This window comes from Rhizobium sp. WYCCWR 11128 (genome assembly GCF_013416305.1).
Taxonomy (GTDB): Bacteria; Pseudomonadota; Alphaproteobacteria; order Rhizobiales; family Rhizobiaceae; genus Rhizobium; species Rhizobium indicum.
This window is the reverse complement of the sequence record NZ_JACCEZ010000001.1, coordinates 882,662-901,833: the sequence shown is the minus strand read 5'-3', so window position 1 is coordinate 901,833 and position 19,172 is coordinate 882,662. Positions and strand designations below refer to the sequence as shown.

General features: G+C 62.6%; 12 protein-coding genes. 4 read left to right on the top strand and 8 right to left on the bottom strand.

Annotated features, from left to right (window positions below; genetic code table 11):
* The first annotated feature begins 169 nt into the window (after positions 1-169).
* Both HX898_RS04355 and HX898_RS04350 read left to right on the top strand, forming a co-directional pair.
* A complete protein-coding gene (locus tag HX898_RS04355; protein ID WP_180194085.1) occupies positions 170-7,312 on the top strand; it encodes a hypothetical protein in 7,143 nt (2,380 codons plus the stop codon).
* 112 nt (positions 7,313-7,424) lie between these two features.
* Positions 7,425-7,985 carry a cysteine hydrolase family protein gene (locus HX898_RS04350; protein ID WP_180194084.1) on the top strand — a complete coding sequence of 187 codons (561 nt, stop codon included), beginning with the start codon at positions 7,425-7,427 and terminating at the stop codon, positions 7,983-7,985.
* Between the two features lie 53 nt (positions 7,986-8,038).
* On the opposite strand, the gene HX898_RS04345 is transcribed toward HX898_RS04350, so the two are convergent.
* Positions 8,039-8,788, bottom strand: a complete 750-nt coding sequence (locus HX898_RS04345; RefSeq protein WP_180194083.1) for an aminoacyl--tRNA ligase-related protein — start codon at positions 8,786-8,788, stop codon at positions 8,039-8,041.
* 370 nt (positions 8,789-9,158) lie between these two features.
* Here HX898_RS04345 and HX898_RS04340 point away from each other — a divergent pair, with 370 nt between their 5' ends.
* A complete protein-coding gene (locus tag HX898_RS04340) occupies positions 9,159-10,034 on the top strand; it encodes a D-alanyl-D-alanine carboxypeptidase family protein (RefSeq protein ID WP_180194082.1) in 876 nt (291 codons plus the stop codon).
* A 149-nt stretch (positions 10,035-10,183) separates the two neighbouring features.
* Here the strand turns inward: HX898_RS04340 and HX898_RS04335 are convergent, their stop codons facing one another.
* From HX898_RS04335 to HX898_RS04315, 5 genes are all read right to left on the bottom strand, one after another.
* Positions 10,184-11,437, bottom strand: coding sequence for a sensor domain-containing diguanylate cyclase (locus tag HX898_RS04335; protein ID WP_138329282.1), 1,254 nt, complete (start codon positions 11,435-11,437; stop codon positions 10,184-10,186).
* 147 nt (positions 11,438-11,584) lie between these two features.
* Positions 11,585-12,196 carry an ABC-type transport auxiliary lipoprotein family protein gene (locus HX898_RS04330; protein ID WP_138329281.1) on the bottom strand — a complete coding sequence of 204 codons (612 nt, stop codon included), beginning with the start codon at positions 12,194-12,196 and terminating at the stop codon, positions 11,585-11,587.
* Positions 12,197-12,220: 24 nt separating this feature from the next.
* Positions 12,221-13,591, bottom strand: a complete 1,371-nt coding sequence (locus HX898_RS04325; protein WP_180194081.1) for an MlaD family protein — start codon at positions 13,589-13,591, stop codon at positions 12,221-12,223.
* A 9-nt stretch (positions 13,592-13,600) separates the two neighbouring features.
* Positions 13,601-14,446: an ABC transporter ATP-binding protein gene (locus HX898_RS04320; RefSeq protein ID WP_018445167.1), complete on the bottom strand. Its 846-nt coding sequence runs from the start codon at positions 14,444-14,446 to the stop codon at positions 13,601-13,603.
* Between the two features lies 1 nt (position 14,447).
* On the bottom strand, positions 14,448-15,617 hold the full coding sequence (locus tag HX898_RS04315) for an MlaE family lipid ABC transporter permease subunit (RefSeq protein WP_171598709.1): 1,170 nt from the start codon (positions 15,615-15,617) through the stop codon (positions 14,448-14,450).
* Between the two features lie 99 nt (positions 15,618-15,716).
* Between HX898_RS04315 and dgcA the strand changes: the two genes are divergently transcribed.
* Complete coding sequence (gene dgcA / locus HX898_RS04310) at positions 15,717-16,700, top strand: N-acetyl-D-Glu racemase DgcA (RefSeq protein ID WP_180194080.1); 984 nt, start codon at positions 15,717-15,719, stop codon at positions 16,698-16,700.
* Here the strand turns inward: dgcA and HX898_RS04305 are convergent.
* Together HX898_RS04305 and HX898_RS04300 are read right to left on the bottom strand one after the other, a co-directional pair.
* Positions 16,652-17,872, bottom strand: coding sequence for an MFS transporter (locus tag HX898_RS04305; RefSeq protein WP_138329278.1), 1,221 nt, complete (start codon positions 17,870-17,872; stop codon positions 16,652-16,654). The genes dgcA and HX898_RS04305 overlap by 49 nt on opposite strands.
* A gap of 211 nt (positions 17,873-18,083) precedes the next feature.
* Positions 18,084-18,926, bottom strand: coding sequence for a UDP-2,3-diacylglucosamine diphosphatase (locus tag HX898_RS04300; RefSeq protein WP_024321852.1), 843 nt, complete (start codon positions 18,924-18,926; stop codon positions 18,084-18,086).
* Positions 18,927-19,172 lie beyond the last annotated feature (246 nt).

Genomic DNA, 19,172 nt, shown 5'->3' with positions numbered 1-19,172 from the left:
TGGTAGTGTTTTGATACCTTCCGTTTGAAAAAGCGGCTATCTACTCTGAAATGACATGCTTATCCGTCCTTCGTTGGGATGGAAGGCTGGAACGGCAAAGTTGTTCCCGGGTGAGGCGGAAGCCCAGGAAGCGCTGTCGGACTGGCTGACAGTAACGAGGCATAACCGAATGGCGAACAACAAATATAACGAGTCGATTGAGGACAAGGCGTTCAAGGCATTGGACGAGGCGCTCCAGATCGACTTCAGCAAGGATAACGTACCGTCTCGCCGCGGCGACGCGCCCCAGGCCCCGGAGGCTAATGTGTCTGATCCAGTAAATGCGCGTAACCAGCAGGCCCAGGAAGAAGCGCAGCGCCGCAGCCGCCGCGGTGCCGCCGGCGAGCAGGCTTCCAGGGGTCCGGCGTTCGCGCCCGCCAACGATGCCAGCCGCAATACGCCCGCCTCGATCCTGAAATCCTTTGACGGCGCCTCCAGCCGCTCGGCGGTGCGCACCGCCACCCTGTTTTCCGTGCTTTGGGTCATGGCCGGCCTCGGCCTGATGTCGCTGCTTTATGCTCCGCAGATCTGGCAGATCCGTTCGCTCGCCGATCTCGTCGCCCTGCCCGGCGTCATTGCCGGCCTCGTCGGCATCATCATTCCTGTGATGATGTTCTATGCCTTCGCCATCATGATCTCCCGCGCCCAGGACATGCGCAACGCCGCCCGCTCCATGGCAGAGGTGGCATTGCGCCTGGCAGAGCCGGAAACCATCGCCTCCGAGCGTATCATGACCGTCGGCCAGGCCGTGCGCCGTGAGGTCTCGGCCATGAATGAAGGCATCGAGCGCACCATCGCGCGTGCCTCGGAGCTGGAAACGCTCGTCCATTCCGAAGTCAATGCGCTTGAACGTTCTTATGCCGACAACGAGTTGCGCGTTCGCGGTCTCGTCCACGAACTCGGCTCCGAGCGCGAGGCGATCGTCAACCATGCCGACCGTATCCGCACCTCGATCGGCAGCGTCCACGACCAGTTGAAGGAAGAGCTGTCGCTTGCGACCGAAGAGATCGCGGTGCGGCTTGCCACATCGGGCGAAGCCTTCGCCTCGCTGATCGATACACGCGCCGCGACGATCCTGGAAAAATCGGACAGCGCCCTGCAGTCGATGGGCAGCCTGCTCGCAGCCAAGACCGATACCCTGCTGCAGACCCTGAACGCATCGGGTTTTGCGCTGGCCACCGAATTCGACAACCGCCTCGAAGCCCTCTCCGTCAATCTCAACGACCATGGCGAAAGGCTGCTCAGCCAGTTCGAGACGCGCGCCTCGACCATGGACAGCAGCACCGAAAAGCTGAATGCGGCGCTGAATGAGCGTACGCACCAGCTCAACGAGATCCTGATCGCCCGCACCCGCGAGATCAATGAGAGCCTGACGTCAGGCGAACGCACGATCGGCGGCACGCTCGACGACGTGCTGTCGAAGCTGAACAGCGCGCTCGACGAAAAGGGCGCAAGCTTCCGCCAGAGCCTGCAGACCACCGCCGACGACGCCGTCATGGATCTCGACGTGCGCTCCGGCTTCTTTGAGGAGCGGCTGCAGACGACCGTCGCCCAGCTGTCGACCGCCTTCGACGAACGCGTCTCCGAATTCACCAGCGCCTTCGACAAACGCACCGGCTCGCTCGACACCAAGCTGATGGAGAGCCTCGCCCGTATCAACGAAACGCTGACCGGCGGCTCGGATTCGATCGACGGCATTCTGAATTCCGGCATCGACCGGCTCGGTTCGTCGATATCAGACCAGTCGCTGGCGCTCGCCACCGCGCTCGCCACCGGCCACGAAGTGTTGGAAAGCACGCTCGGCAATCGGGCGGACGAAATCACCGCGGCACTCACCAGCCGCACCGGCGAACTGACCTCGGCGCTGCAGAGCGCCACTTCGGAAATTGCGCTGACGCTTGCGACTGGCACCTCCGAGCTGCAGAACAACCTTCAGACACGCTCGGCCGAATTCCGCGACACGCTGCGCACCACCACCACCGATCTGACGACTGCCGTTGCCGCTGGCACCGAGCAGGTGACCGCTGCCTTCGGCGGTCGCGCCGAGGAACTGAGCGGCGTGCTTACCGCCCGTGCGACCGAAATCAGCGAGGCGCTCGGCACGGCCCATGGCCGTATCGACAGCGTCATGGCAGAGCGCGGCGGCGCACTGCTCCAGGCGCTGACCACTCATCACGGCCGCTTCGAGGAAGCGCTGACGACCCGCTCCGACGCCATCATCAATGCCGTCTCGGGTACCCATGACCGTCTTGCCGAGACGCTCGACGAAAAGGCGATGGCGCTTGCCATCTCTCTGAACGAGAGCCAGGCCCGCATCGAGGACACGCTCGAGACCCGCTCCGAAGCTCTGTTGAACGCCGTCTCCGGCACCCATGATCGTCTCTCCGAGACGCTCGACGAGAAGGCGATGGCGCTCGCCATTTCGCTCAGCGAAAACCAGGCCCGCATCGAAGATACGCTCGAGACGCGCTCCGAGGCCTTCCTCAACGCTGTGTCTGGCACGCATGATCGCCTGTCGGAAACGCTGGACAGCAAGGCGGCGGCCCTTACGACCTCGCTCGACGAGCGCCATGCCCGCATCGAGGATGCACTTGGAACGCGCGCCGAGGCACTGCTGAACACTGTATCCGGCACGCGCGACCGTCTTGCCGAGACGCTCGACGAAAAGGCGATGGCGCTCGCCATGTCCTTGAACGAGAGCCATGCCCGTATCGAGGAGACGCTCGAAACCCGTTCCGCCGCCCTGCTGAACGCCGTCTCCGGCACCCATGATCGTCTCTCGGAGACTCTGGACGGCAAGGCGGCAGCTTTTGCCACCTCGCTGAGCGAAGGCCAGGCCCGTATCGAGAATACGCTCGAAACCCGCTCCGCAGCGCTGCTGAACGCCGTCTCCGGCACCCATGATCGCCTCTCCGAGACGCTGGACGAAAAGGCGATGGCCCTCGCCATTTCGCTCAACGAAACCCAGACGCGGATCGAAGACACCCTGGAAACCCGCTCGGCGGCCCTGCTGAATGCGGTCTCCGGCACGCATGACCGTCTGTCCGAGACGCTGGACGAGAAGGCGATGACACTCGCCATCTCGCTCAATGAGAGCCAGTCGCGGATCGAAGAGACGCTGGAAGCACGCTCCGAAGCCTTCCTCAAGGCCGTGTCCGGCACGCACGACCGTCTCTCGGAAACGCTCGACGAAAAGGCGACGGCGATCGCCGCCTCCCTGAACGAGGGCCAGAGCCGCCTACAGGATACGCTGGAGAGCCGCTCGGAATCCTTCCTGAATGCAGTCTCCGCCACCCACGACCGCCTGTCCGAGACGCTCGACGATCGGGCGATGGCGCTTGCCATCTCGCTGAACGAGAGCCAGAGCCGTCTCGAGGAGACGCTGACAACAGGCGCCGATGCGATCACCAATGCGGTCTCCGGCACGCATGACGGCCTGAACGGTGTACTCGACCAGAAGGCCGCCACCCTCGCCGCCTCGCTGAGCGAAGGCCAGGCCCGCCTCGAGGAAGCCTTGGGCCACCGCACCGCCGCGATCATCGGCGCCGTGACGGCAACCCACGATCGGCTCACCGATACGCTCGACGAAAAGACCATGGCGCTCGCCATTTCGCTCGATGATAACCAGAGCCGCTTCGACAGTGTGCTCGAAGCCCGCAGCAACGCCATCATGGAGGCCGTCTCCGGTGCCGAGGCACGAGTCGCCGGCGCCTTCTCAGACAAGACCGATGCGATCCGCACCGCCTACACCGACAATCAGCAGCGGCTCGAAAATGCGCTTTCCGAGCATAGCGCCGCCCTCTCGGGCGTTCTCGATGCCGGCGGCAACCGCTTCGAGGATCTCGTCGGCGGCTTGACCGGCCGCATCGAAGGTCGTCTGACCGATGCACATACACGGCTCGGGGGCCTCGCCGACGAGGCCGCGGCTCGTATCGAGGGCGGGCTCGCCTCTGCCCATGAGCGCATCCGTACGACGCTCGAAGACCGCGCCAACGCCATCGACCTATCGCTGAACCAGGCCCATGCGCTGATCAGCGATACGCTGGCCGAACAGGCGACCAGCATCGGCACCTCGGTCGCGACGAGTGTTGGCATGCTCGAATTGTCGCTGGAGCACCGTGAAGCTGCGATCCGCGAGGCGATCGATGCCGGCGCCCAGACATTGGAAGATCGCATGCATGCCGGCGCCGGCCAGATCGCCGGCCGCTTCCAGGAGGCGGCAAACGCGATTTCGAGTTCCACTCAGAATTTCTCCGCCCATCTCGATCGGTCGGTCGAAAGCCTGACGGGCCGTTTTGAAGAAACCGGATCCCGCGTGGAATCCGGTCTTGCGGCGATCGAGACCCGCATCCGCGACGGCGTCGGCGGCGTTGCCGAAAAGGTCGAAGCGGCCAGCGGCCAGCTGTCCGGCGTGCTTGCCGACGGCGTCTCCCGTATCGGCGCGCTCAGCGACGACGCCACGCAGCGCATCTCGGCGACGCTCGAAGGCAGTGCTGCAAACCTCACCCAGGCGATCGACAGCCGCACCGCCAATCTGGCCGAGACGCTGGACAGCCGCACCACCAGCCTGACCGGCGCCATCGACGGCCGCACCGCGAGCCTCGGCGAAACTCTTGACCGCGGCAATGAACGCATCGAGGAACGCCTCTCCACCATGGACCGTGCGTTGACCGTCGGTCTCGAGGCTGTCAACCGCACCATCGAAGGCAAGGCCGCCGGTCTCGCCTCGACGCTGCGCAGCGCGGTTGCCGACGCAGCCCAGGGAATGGAAGGCGAAGCGACGAGAACCACCGAACTGCTTGGCAAGACCGGCCAGCAATTCGCCGAGGATCTCAATACGAAAAGCGACGAATTCACCCGCACCATGGATGAGCGCTCGTCGCAGATCGTCACCCGCGTCGCCGAAGCGCAGAACCGGCTGGCAAGCCAGGCCGCTGCCGTCGCCCAGACATTCTCGGAAGCCGGCAACGCCATCGTCAACAAGGTCGCCGAGGCCGAGACCATCGTCGGCACGCAAGTCAATGCCATCTCCAAGGTGCTGTCGGATGCCGGCCAGTCTCTGGAGACACGCGGCAATGCCATCCGCTCGACGCTGTCGGGCGCCGGCAGCGAGATTTCCACCACCATGGCGGATGTCGACCGGGCGCTCGAAGCCCGCAGCAGCGCCATCCGCTCCAATCTCGAGGAGCGCGCCCGCGAGATCGATACGACGTTCTCGGAAATCGACCGGGCGCTCGAAGCGCGCGGCAACTCGATCCGCTCGACGCTCGAGGAGCGCACCCGCGACCTCAACTCGATGCTATCAGGCCGCTCCGTCGAATTGACCCGCATCCTCGACGAAACGGCCCGCCCGATCATCGACCGCTACACCGATGCCGGCGAGCAGGCTGCCGCCCGCATCACCGCCGCGGCCAACCTCAGCGCCGACCGCCTGCGCGCCGAAAACGAAGCGCTCGCCAGCGCCGTTGCCGCGCGCACCGAGAATGTCGCCAATGCCGTCAGCGCCATCGAGAACAGTCTGGTCGGCAACGTCAACGGCCTCGTCGAGCGCATGTCGGAAAGCAGTGCGGCGATGGCGATGATGATGAACCGCGCCGCCGAGCAGCTGACCAGCGTCGACGGCCGTCTCGGCGATACCACCGCGCGTTTTGCCGACTCCGCCACCAAGGCCGCTGAAATGGTCTCCGCCTCGACCAGGCTTCTCGAAGGCAAGGTCGACCGCCTCTCCGACATCTCGGGCCAGACGCTGGCACAGGTCGGCGGCATCATCGGCCGCTTCGACGAACACTCCAAGGTTCTGACCCAGGCTTCGCAGCTTCTCGGCGCCGCCCAGTCCAACCTCGCCTCGACGCTCGAAGAGCGTGAGAGCGCGCTGCAGACGCTCTCGGTCGGCCTCGTCTCGCGCTCGGCCGAGATCGAAAAGACCATGCAAGGCCTCGGCAGCATGATCGAGACCGTGTTCGAGCGGGCAGAGCAACGCTCCAGCCAGGTTACCGGCAATTTGCGCCAGGGCGTGCAGTCCTCCTTCGCCGATATCGGCCGCATTCTCACCGAAACCGAAAAGCGCGCCCAGGAAGCGGCAGAGACGATGCGCGAGGCGATCACCCGCGCCGGCGACGAGGCCAATACGACGATCGACGGCACCTTTGCCAATGTCGAGCGCCGTTCCGGCGATCTCTCCAATCGCATTCGCGGCGGGCTCACCGCCTCGCTGTCGGAAGTCGAGCGCATGCTCGGCGAAGCCGGCCGCGCCTCCGACGGTGCCGCCCAGCACATGCGGGAAGCGCTGCGCGAGGCAATCGATGATGCCGTCGGCCGCTTCTCCGGCGCCACCGAGGATATCCGCCGTTCCGCCGCCGACATCCGCAGCGAGCTCGACGCCACCCGCGCCGAACTGAAGCGCGGCGCCTTCGATCTTCCCGAGGAAGCCAAGGAAAGCGCCTCGGCCATGCGCCGGGCCGTCGCCGAGCAGATCAAGGCGCTGCAGGATATCTCCCAGCTCGTCGGCCGCTCCAGCCAGCAGCTCGAGATCTCCGAGCCCGTCGCCCGCACGCTCGTCCAGGTGCAGCCGGCCCCGCGTCCCGCCCAGCCGGTCGCAGCCCAGCAGCCGCAGCCGGCAGCGCCGCCGCCGATCGAAGCGACAGGTCTGCGCGGAACGATCGCACCGTCTGCGCCGGCTGCCGCCCCCCAGCGCGCCGCGCCGCAGCCTGCCCCCAATCGACAGGAAACAGGGCGCCAGGAAACAGGTCGCCCGGAAACAGGTCGCCAAGAGCCGGCTCGTCCGGAAAGCGGCGGCTGGATTAGCGATCTGCTGCGTGGCGCATCGCGTGAGGACGCCGCCGACGAGGCCGCGGCCGCCCGTGTTCCCGCCCGCCCGGCGGAAACTGCCGCACCGGCGGCGCGCAGCAATGACAGCCGCAATCCGCGCCACGTCGTCGAATCGCTGAACTCGCTCTCGGTCGATATCGCCCGCGCCATCGATCACGACGCTTCGGTCGATCTCTGGCGCCGTTATCAGCGCGGCGAGCGCGACGTCTTCACCCGCCGCCTCTACACGCTGAAGGGCCAGCAGACCTTCGACGAGATCAAGCGCAAATACGACCGCGAACCGGAGTTCCGCACCGCCGTCGACCGCTACATCGGTGATTTCGAAAAGCTTCTCGCCGACGTCGCCCGCACCGACCCGAACCGCACGGTGACGCAGTCCTACCTCACCTCGGATACGGGCAAGGTCTACACCATGCTCGCTCATGCCGCAGGCAGGCTCGGCTGAGCCTGACTGGTACCCACCGATTGGAAAGCCGCTTGACCACGTGTCGGGCGGCTTTCGCTCTGTGAAGCGAGTGTTATCCATTCGCCATCCAGCCCACGGAAGCCTCTCCCGAATGACCAAGGCCCTTCTGATCATCGACGTACAGAATGCGATCCTCTCCGGAAAAGCCTCGCCAGAGCGGCAGCCTCAAGTCGATGCCGCACTCGACGAGACCGTCGCACGGCTGGCCGCACTACAGGAAAAAGCTCGGCAGGCGGGCGCGCCGATCGTACTCGTTCAGCATGATGGCGACAGCGGCCATCGATTGGCTGTCGGCACGCCGGGTTGGGCGCTGCGCGACGAGATCGCGCCGAGGCAGGCCGAGGTCGTTGTGCGCAAGAAAAGCGCCGACTCCTTCTTCGAGACCGATCTTGCAGAACTCCTGGACAAACGATCGGTCACTCACCTCGTCGTCGGTGGATGCATGTCGCAATTCTGTGTCGACACGACAGTCAGGCGAGCCGTGTCGCTCGGATATGATGTGACGTTGATTGTCGATGGTCACACGACTGGCGACACGGCGACCTTCACTTTCTCCGAGATCATTGCCCATCACAATGAAACACTCGATGGTTTCGATGCGGGCAAGGCGACGGTAGAAATTCGCCCCGCCGCCGAGATCGACTTTTCATAAATTTTCGGACGCACGAGAACCGGGACCGCTTGGCGGTCCCGGTTTCCGATATCTCACCGATCGGCCGCTATGTTCCAGTTGTAAACGCAGCGATCGAGGCCGATGGCGATCTCAAGCACAAGCACGTCGTGGTCGACGGCCGCTCCCTTCTTCGGCTGCGCCCGGTAGGGCTGCGGGAAATCCGTGCGTCGCGAGATCGAGCAGACTTCCATCCATTTGTCGCCATTGTCGACCTCGATATCGACAGTCACTTCGGAATAGGCCGGCAGCCGGTCGGAGGGTACGATCCGCGTCGGCAGATGGATGAGCGATGCGATCATCCGGCGGACCGGCTCGATGCAGGCGGCGTGATAGTCGTTGCCGCTGTCGGCCGCGAAGGCACATTGGAATTCGAGCTGCCAGAATTCCTTCAGCCGCAAGTGTTTGCTCGGCTGTTCCTGCTCGCGACGATAGGATCTGCCGGCCTGCCAGACGCAGAGCGGCAGCCGTGTCTTCGAGTGATTGCCGAGAATATGCTGCATGTAGACGTAGGTCGACGGCGTGGTTTCCGGCCTCAGCACCAGCGCGGTATCGCTGGTGGAGAGCTGTTCCTGGATCCAGATATCGGCGTTCGAATAGGCGCTCGAAACCAGCGACCGCGGCATCAGCGCCGGCGCCTCGACCCTCCTGACATCCCAGGCCGGATTGACGGATCTGAGAAAACTGCGGACCTCTTGCGAAAAGAAGCCGATCATATGATCGCGCAAATGGATCTCACGCTCCTCCCAATGGACGAGCGAATTGACATGATAAATATTGAGCACGGTGCCTGTCTCCCTGGCAACCTTGATTGACGTGGTGAGGGGCTTTACGTCCAGCAGCGCGCCGGACGCCTGGCGCCCTGACGTCACAGCAGGACGCGAAGACCTCGTCCGCCAAGAGCGCGCACGATCGCGACCTGCAGGCAGGTGCTGATATGACGGGAGAAAGGCGCGCGCTTCATGCTCATGGCGCGTTTTTTACGTGCCGTGCGCCTCATTGTCAAAACCGAAGAGGGTGAGACAAAAGGAATCAGCTGTGGATGACCCTTTTTTATTGCCCGCTGTCCTTCATTCCGTCACAAACTTTTCTGATCCGCTCACATTCAAACAAACGGCTCACTCCACCATCCAAACGACAGAGACAGCAACATTGATGACCAAGACGACATCCAGGCTCCTTGCCACCGCGCTCTCTTCCTTTTTCCTGATGGGCGCTTTCACTCAGGTTCAGGCAGGCCAGGCAAGCTTCGTCGTGGATGTGCAGTCCGGCCAGGTCCTCGAAGGTTCCAACCAGGACGATCTGAACTATCCGGCGTCGCTGACCAAAATGATGACGCTCTATCTCGCCTTCGAGGCCCTGCATGACGGGCGCCTCAACTGGGACCAGAAGCTCACCATGTCTGAGAATGCCGAGAGCAAGGAGCCCTTCAAGCTCGCTGTCGGCGCCGGCCGCAAGGTGACGCTGCGCGAAGCGGTCGAAGGCATTGTCGTGCTCTCTGCCAACGATGCGGCTGTGGCGATCGCCGAACAGCTTGGCGGCTCCGAACAGGTTTTCGCCAAGGCGATGACCGACAAGGCACGCCAACTCGGTATGAAGGATACGGTCTTCAAGAATCCGTCGGGCCTTCCCGATCCGGAGCAGGTCACCACGGCGCGGGACATGGCGACACTCGGCGTTTCGCTGATGCGGGACTTCCCCGAAGAGTTCAAGCTCTTCTCCATGCGCGGCTTCCAGTTCCGCGGCATGAAGCTGCGCGGCCACAACAACCTCATGTATCGCTATGACGGCGTCGACGGCATCAAGACCGGCTACACCGATGCATCGGGCTACAATGTCGTGACCTCGGCGCTGAAGGATGGCCGCCGCGTGGTCGGCGTCGTCATGGGCGAAAAGACTGCGAGCATACGCGACGACAAAATGGCAAGCTTGCTGGACAGCACCCTGTCGCCGTCATCAAGCGCCACAGCTTCCACGACGCCAGGCACGCAGCCGGGCGCGACGATGACGGATTCGCAACCGACGAAATAGGCCCGATGAGCGGAGACTTGCCGGCAGGATTTTGCTAGCGCATCGTGCTTTCCGAAAATCGGAAGCGATTTTCGGAAAGCACGATGCGTAGACTCAAAGAGTTAGAGCGTCCTTTGTGCGTCCCAAAAGACGCACGGCGCTCTAACGGGTTATCTGAACGCGACTTCCAGATGCTGCCGGTCTTGCGCGATCACCTTGCAATTCGTTTCGAATCCTTCGCCTTTGATGGCCAGGACAAATTCAGAAGGAATGCCTGATGTATTGGAGACTGAAATGCCGGCGCTCTCCGAGCCTATGGTTTTGACGGTGCAGTCGATGGTCGAACGCCGATCGTTGAACAGGATCGAACCCGCCTTCAGCACCCGCCGTCGAGCCCCAATGGCGTGATCGGCGTGGATGGAACTCCACGACACGCAACGATTCCGTCCACCATGCTTGGCCTGATACATTGCCGCATCCGCCTGAGCCAGCAAGGTCTCGATCTCCTTGCTGACGATCGAGAGTGCCGAAGTTCCAAAACTGGCTGTGACGGTCAGGGCGCCGTGATCGCCGCGTATGATCTCAGAGGCGACGGCGGCTCTGAGTTTCTCCGCGACCGCGGCAGCACCTTCCCGATCGACATGCGGCAGGATGACGGCAAATTCCTCGCCGCCAAGGCGGCCGAACAGATCGCCGGCTCGAAGGGTCGTCTTGCAGGTCGACGCCACCGCCTTGAGGACCTCGTCTCCGGCGGCATGTCCATGGGTATCATTCACCTTCTTGAAATGGTCGATATCGAAGACGATGCATGAGAGGTCGTGCTTGTGCCGCAGAGCGAGCGAAATGAGCTGATCGGCCTCCTGCTTGAAGGCACGCCGTGTCATCGCCTCGGTGAGGCTGTCGATCGCGGCCGACTGCATGAGCTCGATGCGGTCCATCGCCGCGCCCGCCAGTTCCTCGAGAATGCCGAGATCTCTGTTGCCGAACGATCTTGGCCTGCGGTCGATTGCGCATACCGTTCCGATCATGTGCCCGGCTTTTGTTCTCAACGGCACACCGGCATAAAAACGAATACTGTCCTCGCCCGTCACCGCAGGATGCTGTGAAAACCGCGAGTCCCTGGTAGCGTCCTGCACGACAACAGGCCTTTCACAGTCCACGACATAGCGGCAGAACGTATCTTCGCGCGACACCTCGTCGCCCGCGAGGCCGGAGCAAGCCTTGTACCATTGCCGATGCGCATCGATCAGCGACACGATGCCGATGTCGATGGAAAAGACCTCCTTTATCAGGCGTACGATCCGCTCGAAGCCCTCGTCTCTCGGCGTGTCGAGCAGATCGAGCTGTTGCAGCGCAGCCAGGCGATCATTTTCGCGCTGGATCGCCTCCGATGACGATTTCCCGAATACTCGCGCAACCACCATGCAGCATTCCTCCTGAAAGGGACTACATGATGCGTTCCATAAATTCGTGAAGAAATTGAATACGATGACGACCCCTATGCCATGGGATCAAATATTTTTCACAATCGACAACCCCCGATATTCACGGGGCGGCATCGAAATTCAAATTCAAATTGAGCGCAGCGTCCAGCTGACGATCTCGGAGGCGACGTTGGAGAAGGCGCGGTCGAGGCCTTTGACGAAGCCGTCATTGTCGCCGCCGGCCGGCGCCATGGCGCGGAACACCTTCTGGGCGCGCACCGAGCCGTTGCGATCATTGAGGATCTTGGCGGAAATTTCGACCACCGCCTGGTTGCCGTGCGAAGCGTCGATCTCGAAGGCGCGGATATCGGTGACGATCTGGTAGTCGATCGCCAGCCCCTGCCCCGGCATGCCGACGCCGCCGAGCTTGCCCGAGTTCTCGAAGGCTTCCACCAGCTTCGACTGCACTATGCGCGGCAGCTTGTCGCCCCACTGCGCCTTTGAGAGATACTGGATTTCCGAAGGCGAAACACGGATGACGATCTGCTCGCTGTCGAGCGACCTTAGCGCCGTCGGGCTGGCGATCAGGATCTGGCGGGATTTGGCCGCGGGTCCACTGCCGTCGACGGCAGCGGGCAGGTCATAGGTGTCGTTCTTGGCCGCGGTGCCGCACCCCGAAAGGATCAGCGCCGTCAGCGGCAGCGCGATCACCGTTCCCCTGATCCGTGAACGGCGCGACAACAAATGCGATGCGACCATATTAGGCTACCCCTGATTTCCCAGTTAACGCCGCGTCCGGCCGTCATATTGCTTCACCGTGTCCCCGCCGAAGATCAGGCGTTGCGGATTGCGGTCGAAGTTGGTGATCGTATCGTTCAGATTGCTGACGGTTCCGCGCATGTCGTTGACGAGAGTCTGCACGTCGCGCAAGCCGCCGCTCGAGAATTTCTGCAGATTGTCGGCAATCGGTCCAATGCGCGAATTCAGGTTGTCGGCGACCTTCTTGAAGGATTCCAGCGTATTGCGCGCCTCGGTGAACAGCGATTGCGTATTGTCGGTGCCAAGCAGCGCATCGACTTTGATGAGAATGCCGTCGATGCGGGTCGAGGCCGAATTCAGCTTGTTGGAAAGCTGCGATACGTCCTGGATCGTCTGGTCGATATCTTTCTGACGCGCCGAGACCGTGTTCGCGACCTCGCGGATCGAGGCGACGGCGGCGCGCGCATCCTTGGTCGCCTGCGCGATGTCGTCCACGGAACCCTTCACCTTCGCCGGGTCGATCTGGGCAACGAGCGTATCGACGCGATCGAGTGTCGCCTGCGCCTGCTTGCCGAAATCGTTGAAGGTTGTGGCCGTCTGGTCGAACTTCTGGATCGCGCCCTTGAGGTCGCCGGAGGCATCGGCGACATTAGCGGTAATCTTCTCGGCATTGGAGACGATGTTATCGATCTTTTGCGCATCGACCGCCTTGACCAGCGACTCGACGGCTTGAAGCGTCGAATCGACACGGCCGGAGACCGCCTTCACCGTATTGGAGAGCTCACCCACGCTCTGCAGGAAGGCGTCGATATTGCCGGAATTCTTGGCAAGCGCATCCGAAAACGTCTCGGCATTCTTGAAAGTCTCGGTCAACGGCCCGCGCGAATCTTCGATGAAACCCTGAAGCTCGCCGACCGCGTCGTTGGCGCGATCGAGGATCTTGTCGGCGGTCGCCAGAAGATTGGTGACGCTCGACTGGTCGGCGACGATGACGGCGCGCTTGTTATTGTCGATCGCATGCTGGAGGATGCTTTCCTCGCCCTTGCGGCCGCCCGAGAGTTCGATATAGGCAGCCCCGGTCAAACCCTGGATTTCAAGGGCGGCCTTGGTGGAGGGGTAGATCGGCGCATCGGTGCGCACCTGGGTGAAGGCCAGCGAATATTGCGGATCGTCGGCATCGATCGACAGTGTCTGCACCGAGCCGATCTGGATGCCGTTGAAGCGCACCGGCGAGCCGACGCTGAGACCGTTGGCCGAGCCCGGAATACGAACGATCAGTTCCGTCATCGGGCCGCCGCGGCCATATTCGGCCATCCAGTAGACGAAGCCGAAGGCAGCCGCGATCACCAGCACCGTGAAAAAACCGACAATCGTGTAATTGGCTTTGGTTTCCATCTTATCCGGTCACTTTCCGCTGCTGTCGTGCCGCGCGGCAGCATCGTTCTGCGGCACAATCGACCGCGCGCGTTTGCCCTTGAAATAGGCCTGCACCCACGGATCGTCATAGGCCAGCATGTCGTCGATCGTGCCTTCCACCATTACTCGCTTCTTTCCGAGCACGGCAATACGGTCGCAGACCGAAAACAGGCTGTCGAGGTCGTGCGTCACCATATACACGGTCAATCCCAGACTATCGCGCAGGTTGGCGATCAGTTCGTCGAATTCGGCCGCACCGATCGGGTCGAGGCCGGAGGTCGGCTCGTCCAGGAAGACGAGTTCCGGATCGAGTGACAGTGCGCGGGCAAGGGCTGCGCGCTTGATCATGCCGCCGGACAGTTCGGATGGATATTTGTCGGCGGCATCGGCTGCAAGCCCGACCATACGGATCTTCAAATGCGCCAATTCGTCCATCAGCGAGGTCGGCAGGTCGAGATATTCGCGCATCGGCACCTGGATGTTTTCCTTGACCGTCAGCGACGAGAACAGCGCTCCCTGCTGGAACAGCACGCCGAGCCGCATGTCGAGGGCGTTGCGCTGCGGTTCATCGAGCTCGTCGAAATCCTGGCCGAGGATCTTGATCGTGCCGGAGCGGCGCGGCAGCAGCCGGAGCACCGTGCGCATCAGCACCGATTTACCCGTGCCCGACGCGCCGACGAAGCCGAGGATCTCGCCGCGGTAGATATTGAGGTTCAGATTGTCGAGCACGACCTTGGAGCCGAAGCCGACGGTGACGTCGCGCGCCGACAGCACGATGTCCCTTTCGTCCTTGTCTTCCGTATCGATCGGTTTCTCGTCCACGCGGTCCGCCATCCTAGAAATCGATCGCTGCATAGAACATCGCAAAAAGCCCGTCCATCAGGATGACGACGAAAATCGCCTTCACCACCGCGGCCGTCACGTGCTGGCCGAGCGATTCCGCGCTGCCGCCGACCTTCAGCCCCTCGACGGCGGCGACGATGCCGATGACCAATGCCATGAACGGCGCCTTGATCATGCCTGAGAGCACCGTCGACAGTGTGACCGCCTCGTGCAGGCGCGACAGGAAGTTGGCGAAGGTGATGCCGGAATAGCCCCAGGCGACGGCGGCAGCACCGCCCAGCGAGGCGAAATTTGCCAGCACCGTCAAAAGCGGCAGCGCTATGGTCAGCGCCACTAGCCGCGGAAAGATCAACACGCCGATCGGGTTCAGCCCCATCACCTTCAGCGCGTCGATCTCCTCGCGCATCTTCATCGAACCGATTTCGGCGGTGATCGCGCTGCCCGAGCGGCCGGCAATCATGATCGAGGTCAAGAGCACGCCGATTTCGCGCAATTGCAGGATGCCGACGAGATCGACGACGAAGACCTCAGCACCGAAGTAGCGCAGCTGGAAGGCGCCTTGCTGGGCGATGATCGCCCCGATCAGGAAAGACATCAGCAAGATGATCGGAACGGCGCGAACGCCCATATGGTCGATCTGGTTGACGATCGAGGCAGGCGAAACGCCGCTGCCGCGGCCGAACTTCATCTGCGCGCCGCGCACAGCCGAGCCGAGGATATACATGGCAGCGGCGAAATTGTCCCAGACCTCATAGGTCATTTTGCCGATCGGCGCGAAGATGCGCGTGGCAAGCGAGACTTTCTCCACCTGCTCCGGCTCGGGCTTAGCCGGCTCCTCGGAAAACATCTCCAGCATTTCGTCGATATGCGAGTTGGTGCCTTCGAAGCGAACCGTCCGCCCGCCCGCCTCTTCTTGCTTCTTCAGCCGGCACAGCAGCCAGATGCCGGCGGTGTCAATCTCCGAAATCTCCGAGAGGTCTACCGTCAGATCGCCATTCTTCTTTTGCAGGAGCTTTTCGAAATCGCGCAGCACCAGATGGATGTAAGCGCTGCGCCAATTGCCCTGAAGACGCACACGCTGTCCCGAGCCATCAGCCTGGTCGTCCACTTGCAGTGAGGCGGCGTTGCGATTCTCGGCGTTCAAGATACTTGTGTCTTTCAAGGCTTACAGCGACATTGCCGAATCGCGAAGCAGATCGTTCGCCCGGCGCGTCAATATACAGAAGCACCGTGCAATTTCCATGCTTGCAGGAGAGCAATAATGCCGCGCACCCTCGATATCCAGATGAATTCCTTCCCAATTGCCGGGACCTTCACAATCTCGCGCGGGGCAAAGACCGAAGCCGAGGTCATCACCTGCACGCTTGTCGAAGAGGGTGCGCAGGGGCTTGGCGAATGCGTGCCCTACCGCCGCTACGGCGAGACCATGGAGAGTGTTTTCGCCCAGATCGAGGCTGCGCGACCGCTGATCGAGGCCGGCATTTCGCGCCATGACCTGCTGTCGGCCATGCCGCCAGGCGCGGCCCGCAACGCCGTCGATTGCGCCCTCTGGGATCTCGAGGCGAAGCGGACGGGAGACAGCGTCGCCGCCCGCCTCGGCCTTTCCGCTCCGCAGCCACTCACCACCGCGTACACCATCTCGCTCGGTGAGCCGGAGGTGATGGCCGCTCAGGCGCGCGAGCATGCCGGCCGCGCCCTGCTGAAGGTCAAGGTCGGCACCGGCGACGATGAAAGCCGCATCCGCGCCGTCCGCGCCGCCGCGCCCGATGCCGAAATCATCCTCGACGCCAATGAGGGCTGGCCGGAAGCAGTGTTGGAGCGTCATCTCCATATCGCCGCCGAAGCAGGCATCGCCCTCGTCGAGCAACCGCTGCCGGCCGGCCGCGATGGGCTGCTTGCCGAAATCCGCCGCCCTCTCCTCGTCTGCGCCGATGAAAGCGTCCACCACACCGGCGATCTCGCGAGCCTTGCCGACCGCTACGACGCGATCAATATCAAGCTCGACAAGACCGGCGGCCTGACGGAGGCGCTGTCGATGAAGGCCGAGGCCGAACGGCTTGGATTCAGCATCATGATCGGCTGCATGGTCGGCACCTCGCTTGCCATGGCGCCCGCCGTTCTGCTCGCCCAGAATGCCGATTTCGTCGATCTCGACGGTCCGCTGTTGCTTGCCCGCGACCGCGAACCCGGCCTGCGCTACGCCGCTTCGCTGGTCTTTCCGCCGGAAAGCACCCTTTGGGGCTGAAGGTAATAGGCGAAGATGACGAGGCCGAGGCCGGAAAACGCGACCAGCGCCATGACGTAATAGCTGACGACGCCGAGCCAGGCATAGAGATAACCCGACGCCAGGGTCATCAGCGCCATCGCCATGCCGACATAGAAGAAATAGGCGCCCTGTGCCGAAGATTCCTGCGTCTCCTGCACCGTCGCCATGATCCGTCGCTGCACGCCGGTATGCACGAAGGCGTAGGTGAAGCCGTGGAAGCATTGCAGCAGGAAGAAACCGGCAAATCCCGTATTCATCGGAAACAGTATCCAGCGGCAGACGCTGATGGCGCAACCGAAGCGGATCAGCGTCCAGGCGTCGAAGCGACGGCTGAGGCGCTTCGACAGGAAGAACACCGTCACTTCCGAAGCGACGCCGGCGCTCCAGAGCAGGCCGACCTCGGTGCCGGAAAAACCGAGGTGATGCCAGTAGATCGAGGAGAAGGCGTTGAGCACCGCATGGCTCGATTGCTGGATGGCGACGCCGATCAAGAGTAGCAGCAGGTGTGGCTCCCGCAGGCCGCTGCCGGTGGCGGCCGGAAGATCGATCGGCTGGCCGCGGCGCCGCGTCGGCCCGATGCGCGGACAGAAGATCGCCATGACAACGGTCATGATAAAGCCGAACGCCATGACATCAAGCACCATCCCGCCGCCCCACCGGTTGATCAGCTGGCCACCAACCAGCGTCGAAACGATGAAAGCAATCGAACCCCAGACCCGCATCGATCCGTAATCGAGCCCCCAGCGGCGCACGCCCGATATGACGATCGATTCGACGACCGGCACATAGGGCGCGAAGGTGGCGCCCTGCAGCGTAAAGACGATGAAGACAGGCCAGAAAGTCGTCGTCCAGTAGAGTGCTACGGCCGTCAGCAGCGACAGGCCGCCTGACCAGAGCAGTACGTCGGCGCGCTCCTTCATCCGGTCGGCAATCATGGCGACAACAGGCGCCACCAGCACGCGCACCACCATCGGAACGGCCAAGATCACACCGATTTCGTGGTCGCTGAAGCTGTGGCCCGCAAGCCAGACGGGGAAGAACGGCAGGACGATGCCGTTGACGAGCAGCGGCGCGCAATAGGAAAGCGCGCTGAGCAATCGGAAGCGCCGCGGCGCTCCCTCACCCGTCGGGGAAATTTGAGCGGGAATCATGGATGGACCTGAAGGAAACTCGTCGTTGTCCTAACACACCACCCCGGAAGCGACTATTGCGAGAAATAGCCCTTCTGAAACGTTTTAGAAAAAAAATAGGGCCTGTCGCCTGACGGTAACGGCTAAATTCCTACTGCAAAATTTCAAAGTGCTACAGCGTCCTTTGCGCGTCTGAAAAGACACGCGGCGCTGTAAAGCGCCGGCGCCAAAATCAGGCGGCTTGCGGGGCCAGTTCACCCTCGTCATGCATTTCGATGGCGGCAAGCGCCGGCACACTGCTGGCGAGCGCCCGCCAGGTGATCAGTTCGAAGGTGCCGTCCTCGTGCTCGGCGACCGCCGTGCAGCTTTCCACCCAATCGCCGGTGTTGATGTAGCGGATGCCGTCCATATCCTGGATGATGGCATGATGGATATGTCCGCAGATCACGCCGTCGGCGCCGTTTTTGCGGGCTTCCTCGGCCACGACGCGCTCGAATTCGCCGATAAAATTGACGGCATGCTTGACCTGCAGCTTCGCCCAGGCCGAGAACGACCAGTAGGGCATACCCAGCCGGCGGCGCACTGCCGCCAGGATGATGTTGATGCGGATCGCCGTGTCATAGGCCCAGTCGCCGAGATAGGCGAGCAGCCGGGCGTTGCGGACCACGACGTCGAACTCGTCGCCGTGCAGGATCAGGTATTTCTTGCCGTCGGCGCCGTCATGCATCATGCGCTCGACGACCTCGATGCCGCCGAAATGCATGCCCGGGAAGGCGCGCAGGAATTCGTCGTGATTGCCTGGAATATAGACAACGCGCGTGCCCTTGCGCGCCTTGCGCAACAGTTTCTGGACGACGTCGTTGCAGACCTGCGGCCAGTACCAGCTGCGCTTCAGGCGCCAGCCGTCGACAATGTCGCCGACGAGCACGATCGTGTCGGCCTCGTGGTGGCGCAGGAAATCCAGCAGGAAGTCGGCCTTCGCGGCCTTCGAGCCGAGATGGACATCGGAAATGAAGAGCGTGCGGAAATGTCTGGGTTCCATCATGTCTTTCACGAGCTGCCGCTCATGTCCCATCTTTCATCTAACCTTCCAAAACCAGACTCGTGTTTCAGGAAGATGACAAGCTGGGGAAAAGCCCTGCAAACCTGTTCATCCCACGCGGGCAGAATGCCCGTCGTCGCGAAGGCAGCATGCCCGTCGCCGCGTGGCCGCATGGCCGTCGCCACGTGGGCAGTATGCCCGTCGCCGCCAGGTCCGCGGACAAGGTTGCCCTGTGCATTCAGGGCGTTCATGATGACGGCGATTCATATCCGACAATGC

Bases quoted from the DNA above. Each gene is read 5' to 3' on its own strand.
- HX898_RS04325 (WP_180194081.1), bottom strand. From the start codon at position 13,591: ATGGAAACCAAAGCCAATTACACGATTGTCGGTTTTTTCACGGTGCTG.
- HX898_RS04335 (WP_138329282.1), bottom strand. From the start codon at position 11,437: ATGGTGGTTGCGCGAGTATTCGGGAAATCGTCATCGGAGGCGATCCAG.
- HX898_RS04340 (WP_180194082.1), top strand. From the start codon at position 9,159: ATGACCAAGACGACATCCAGGCTCCTTGCCACCGCGCTCTCTTCCTTT.
- HX898_RS04305 (WP_138329278.1), bottom strand. From the start codon at position 17,872: ATGATTCCCGCTCAAATTTCCCCGACGGGTGAGGGAGCGCCGCGGCGC.
- HX898_RS04300 (WP_024321852.1), bottom strand. From the start codon at position 18,926: ATGGGACATGAGCGGCAGCTCGTGAAAGACATGATGGAACCCAGACAT.
- HX898_RS04320 (WP_018445167.1), bottom strand. From the start codon at position 14,446: ATGGCGGACCGCGTGGACGAGAAACCGATCGATACGGAAGACAAGGAC.
- HX898_RS04330 (WP_138329281.1), bottom strand. From the start codon at position 12,196: ATGGTCGCATCGCATTTGTTGTCGCGCCGTTCACGGATCAGGGGAACG.
- HX898_RS04350 (WP_180194084.1), top strand. From the start codon at position 7,425: ATGACCAAGGCCCTTCTGATCATCGACGTACAGAATGCGATCCTCTCC.
- HX898_RS04355 (WP_180194085.1), top strand. From the start codon at position 170: ATGGCGAACAACAAATATAACGAGTCGATTGAGGACAAGGCGTTCAAG.
- dgcA (WP_180194080.1), top strand. From the start codon at position 15,717: ATGCCGCGCACCCTCGATATCCAGATGAATTCCTTCCCAATTGCCGGG.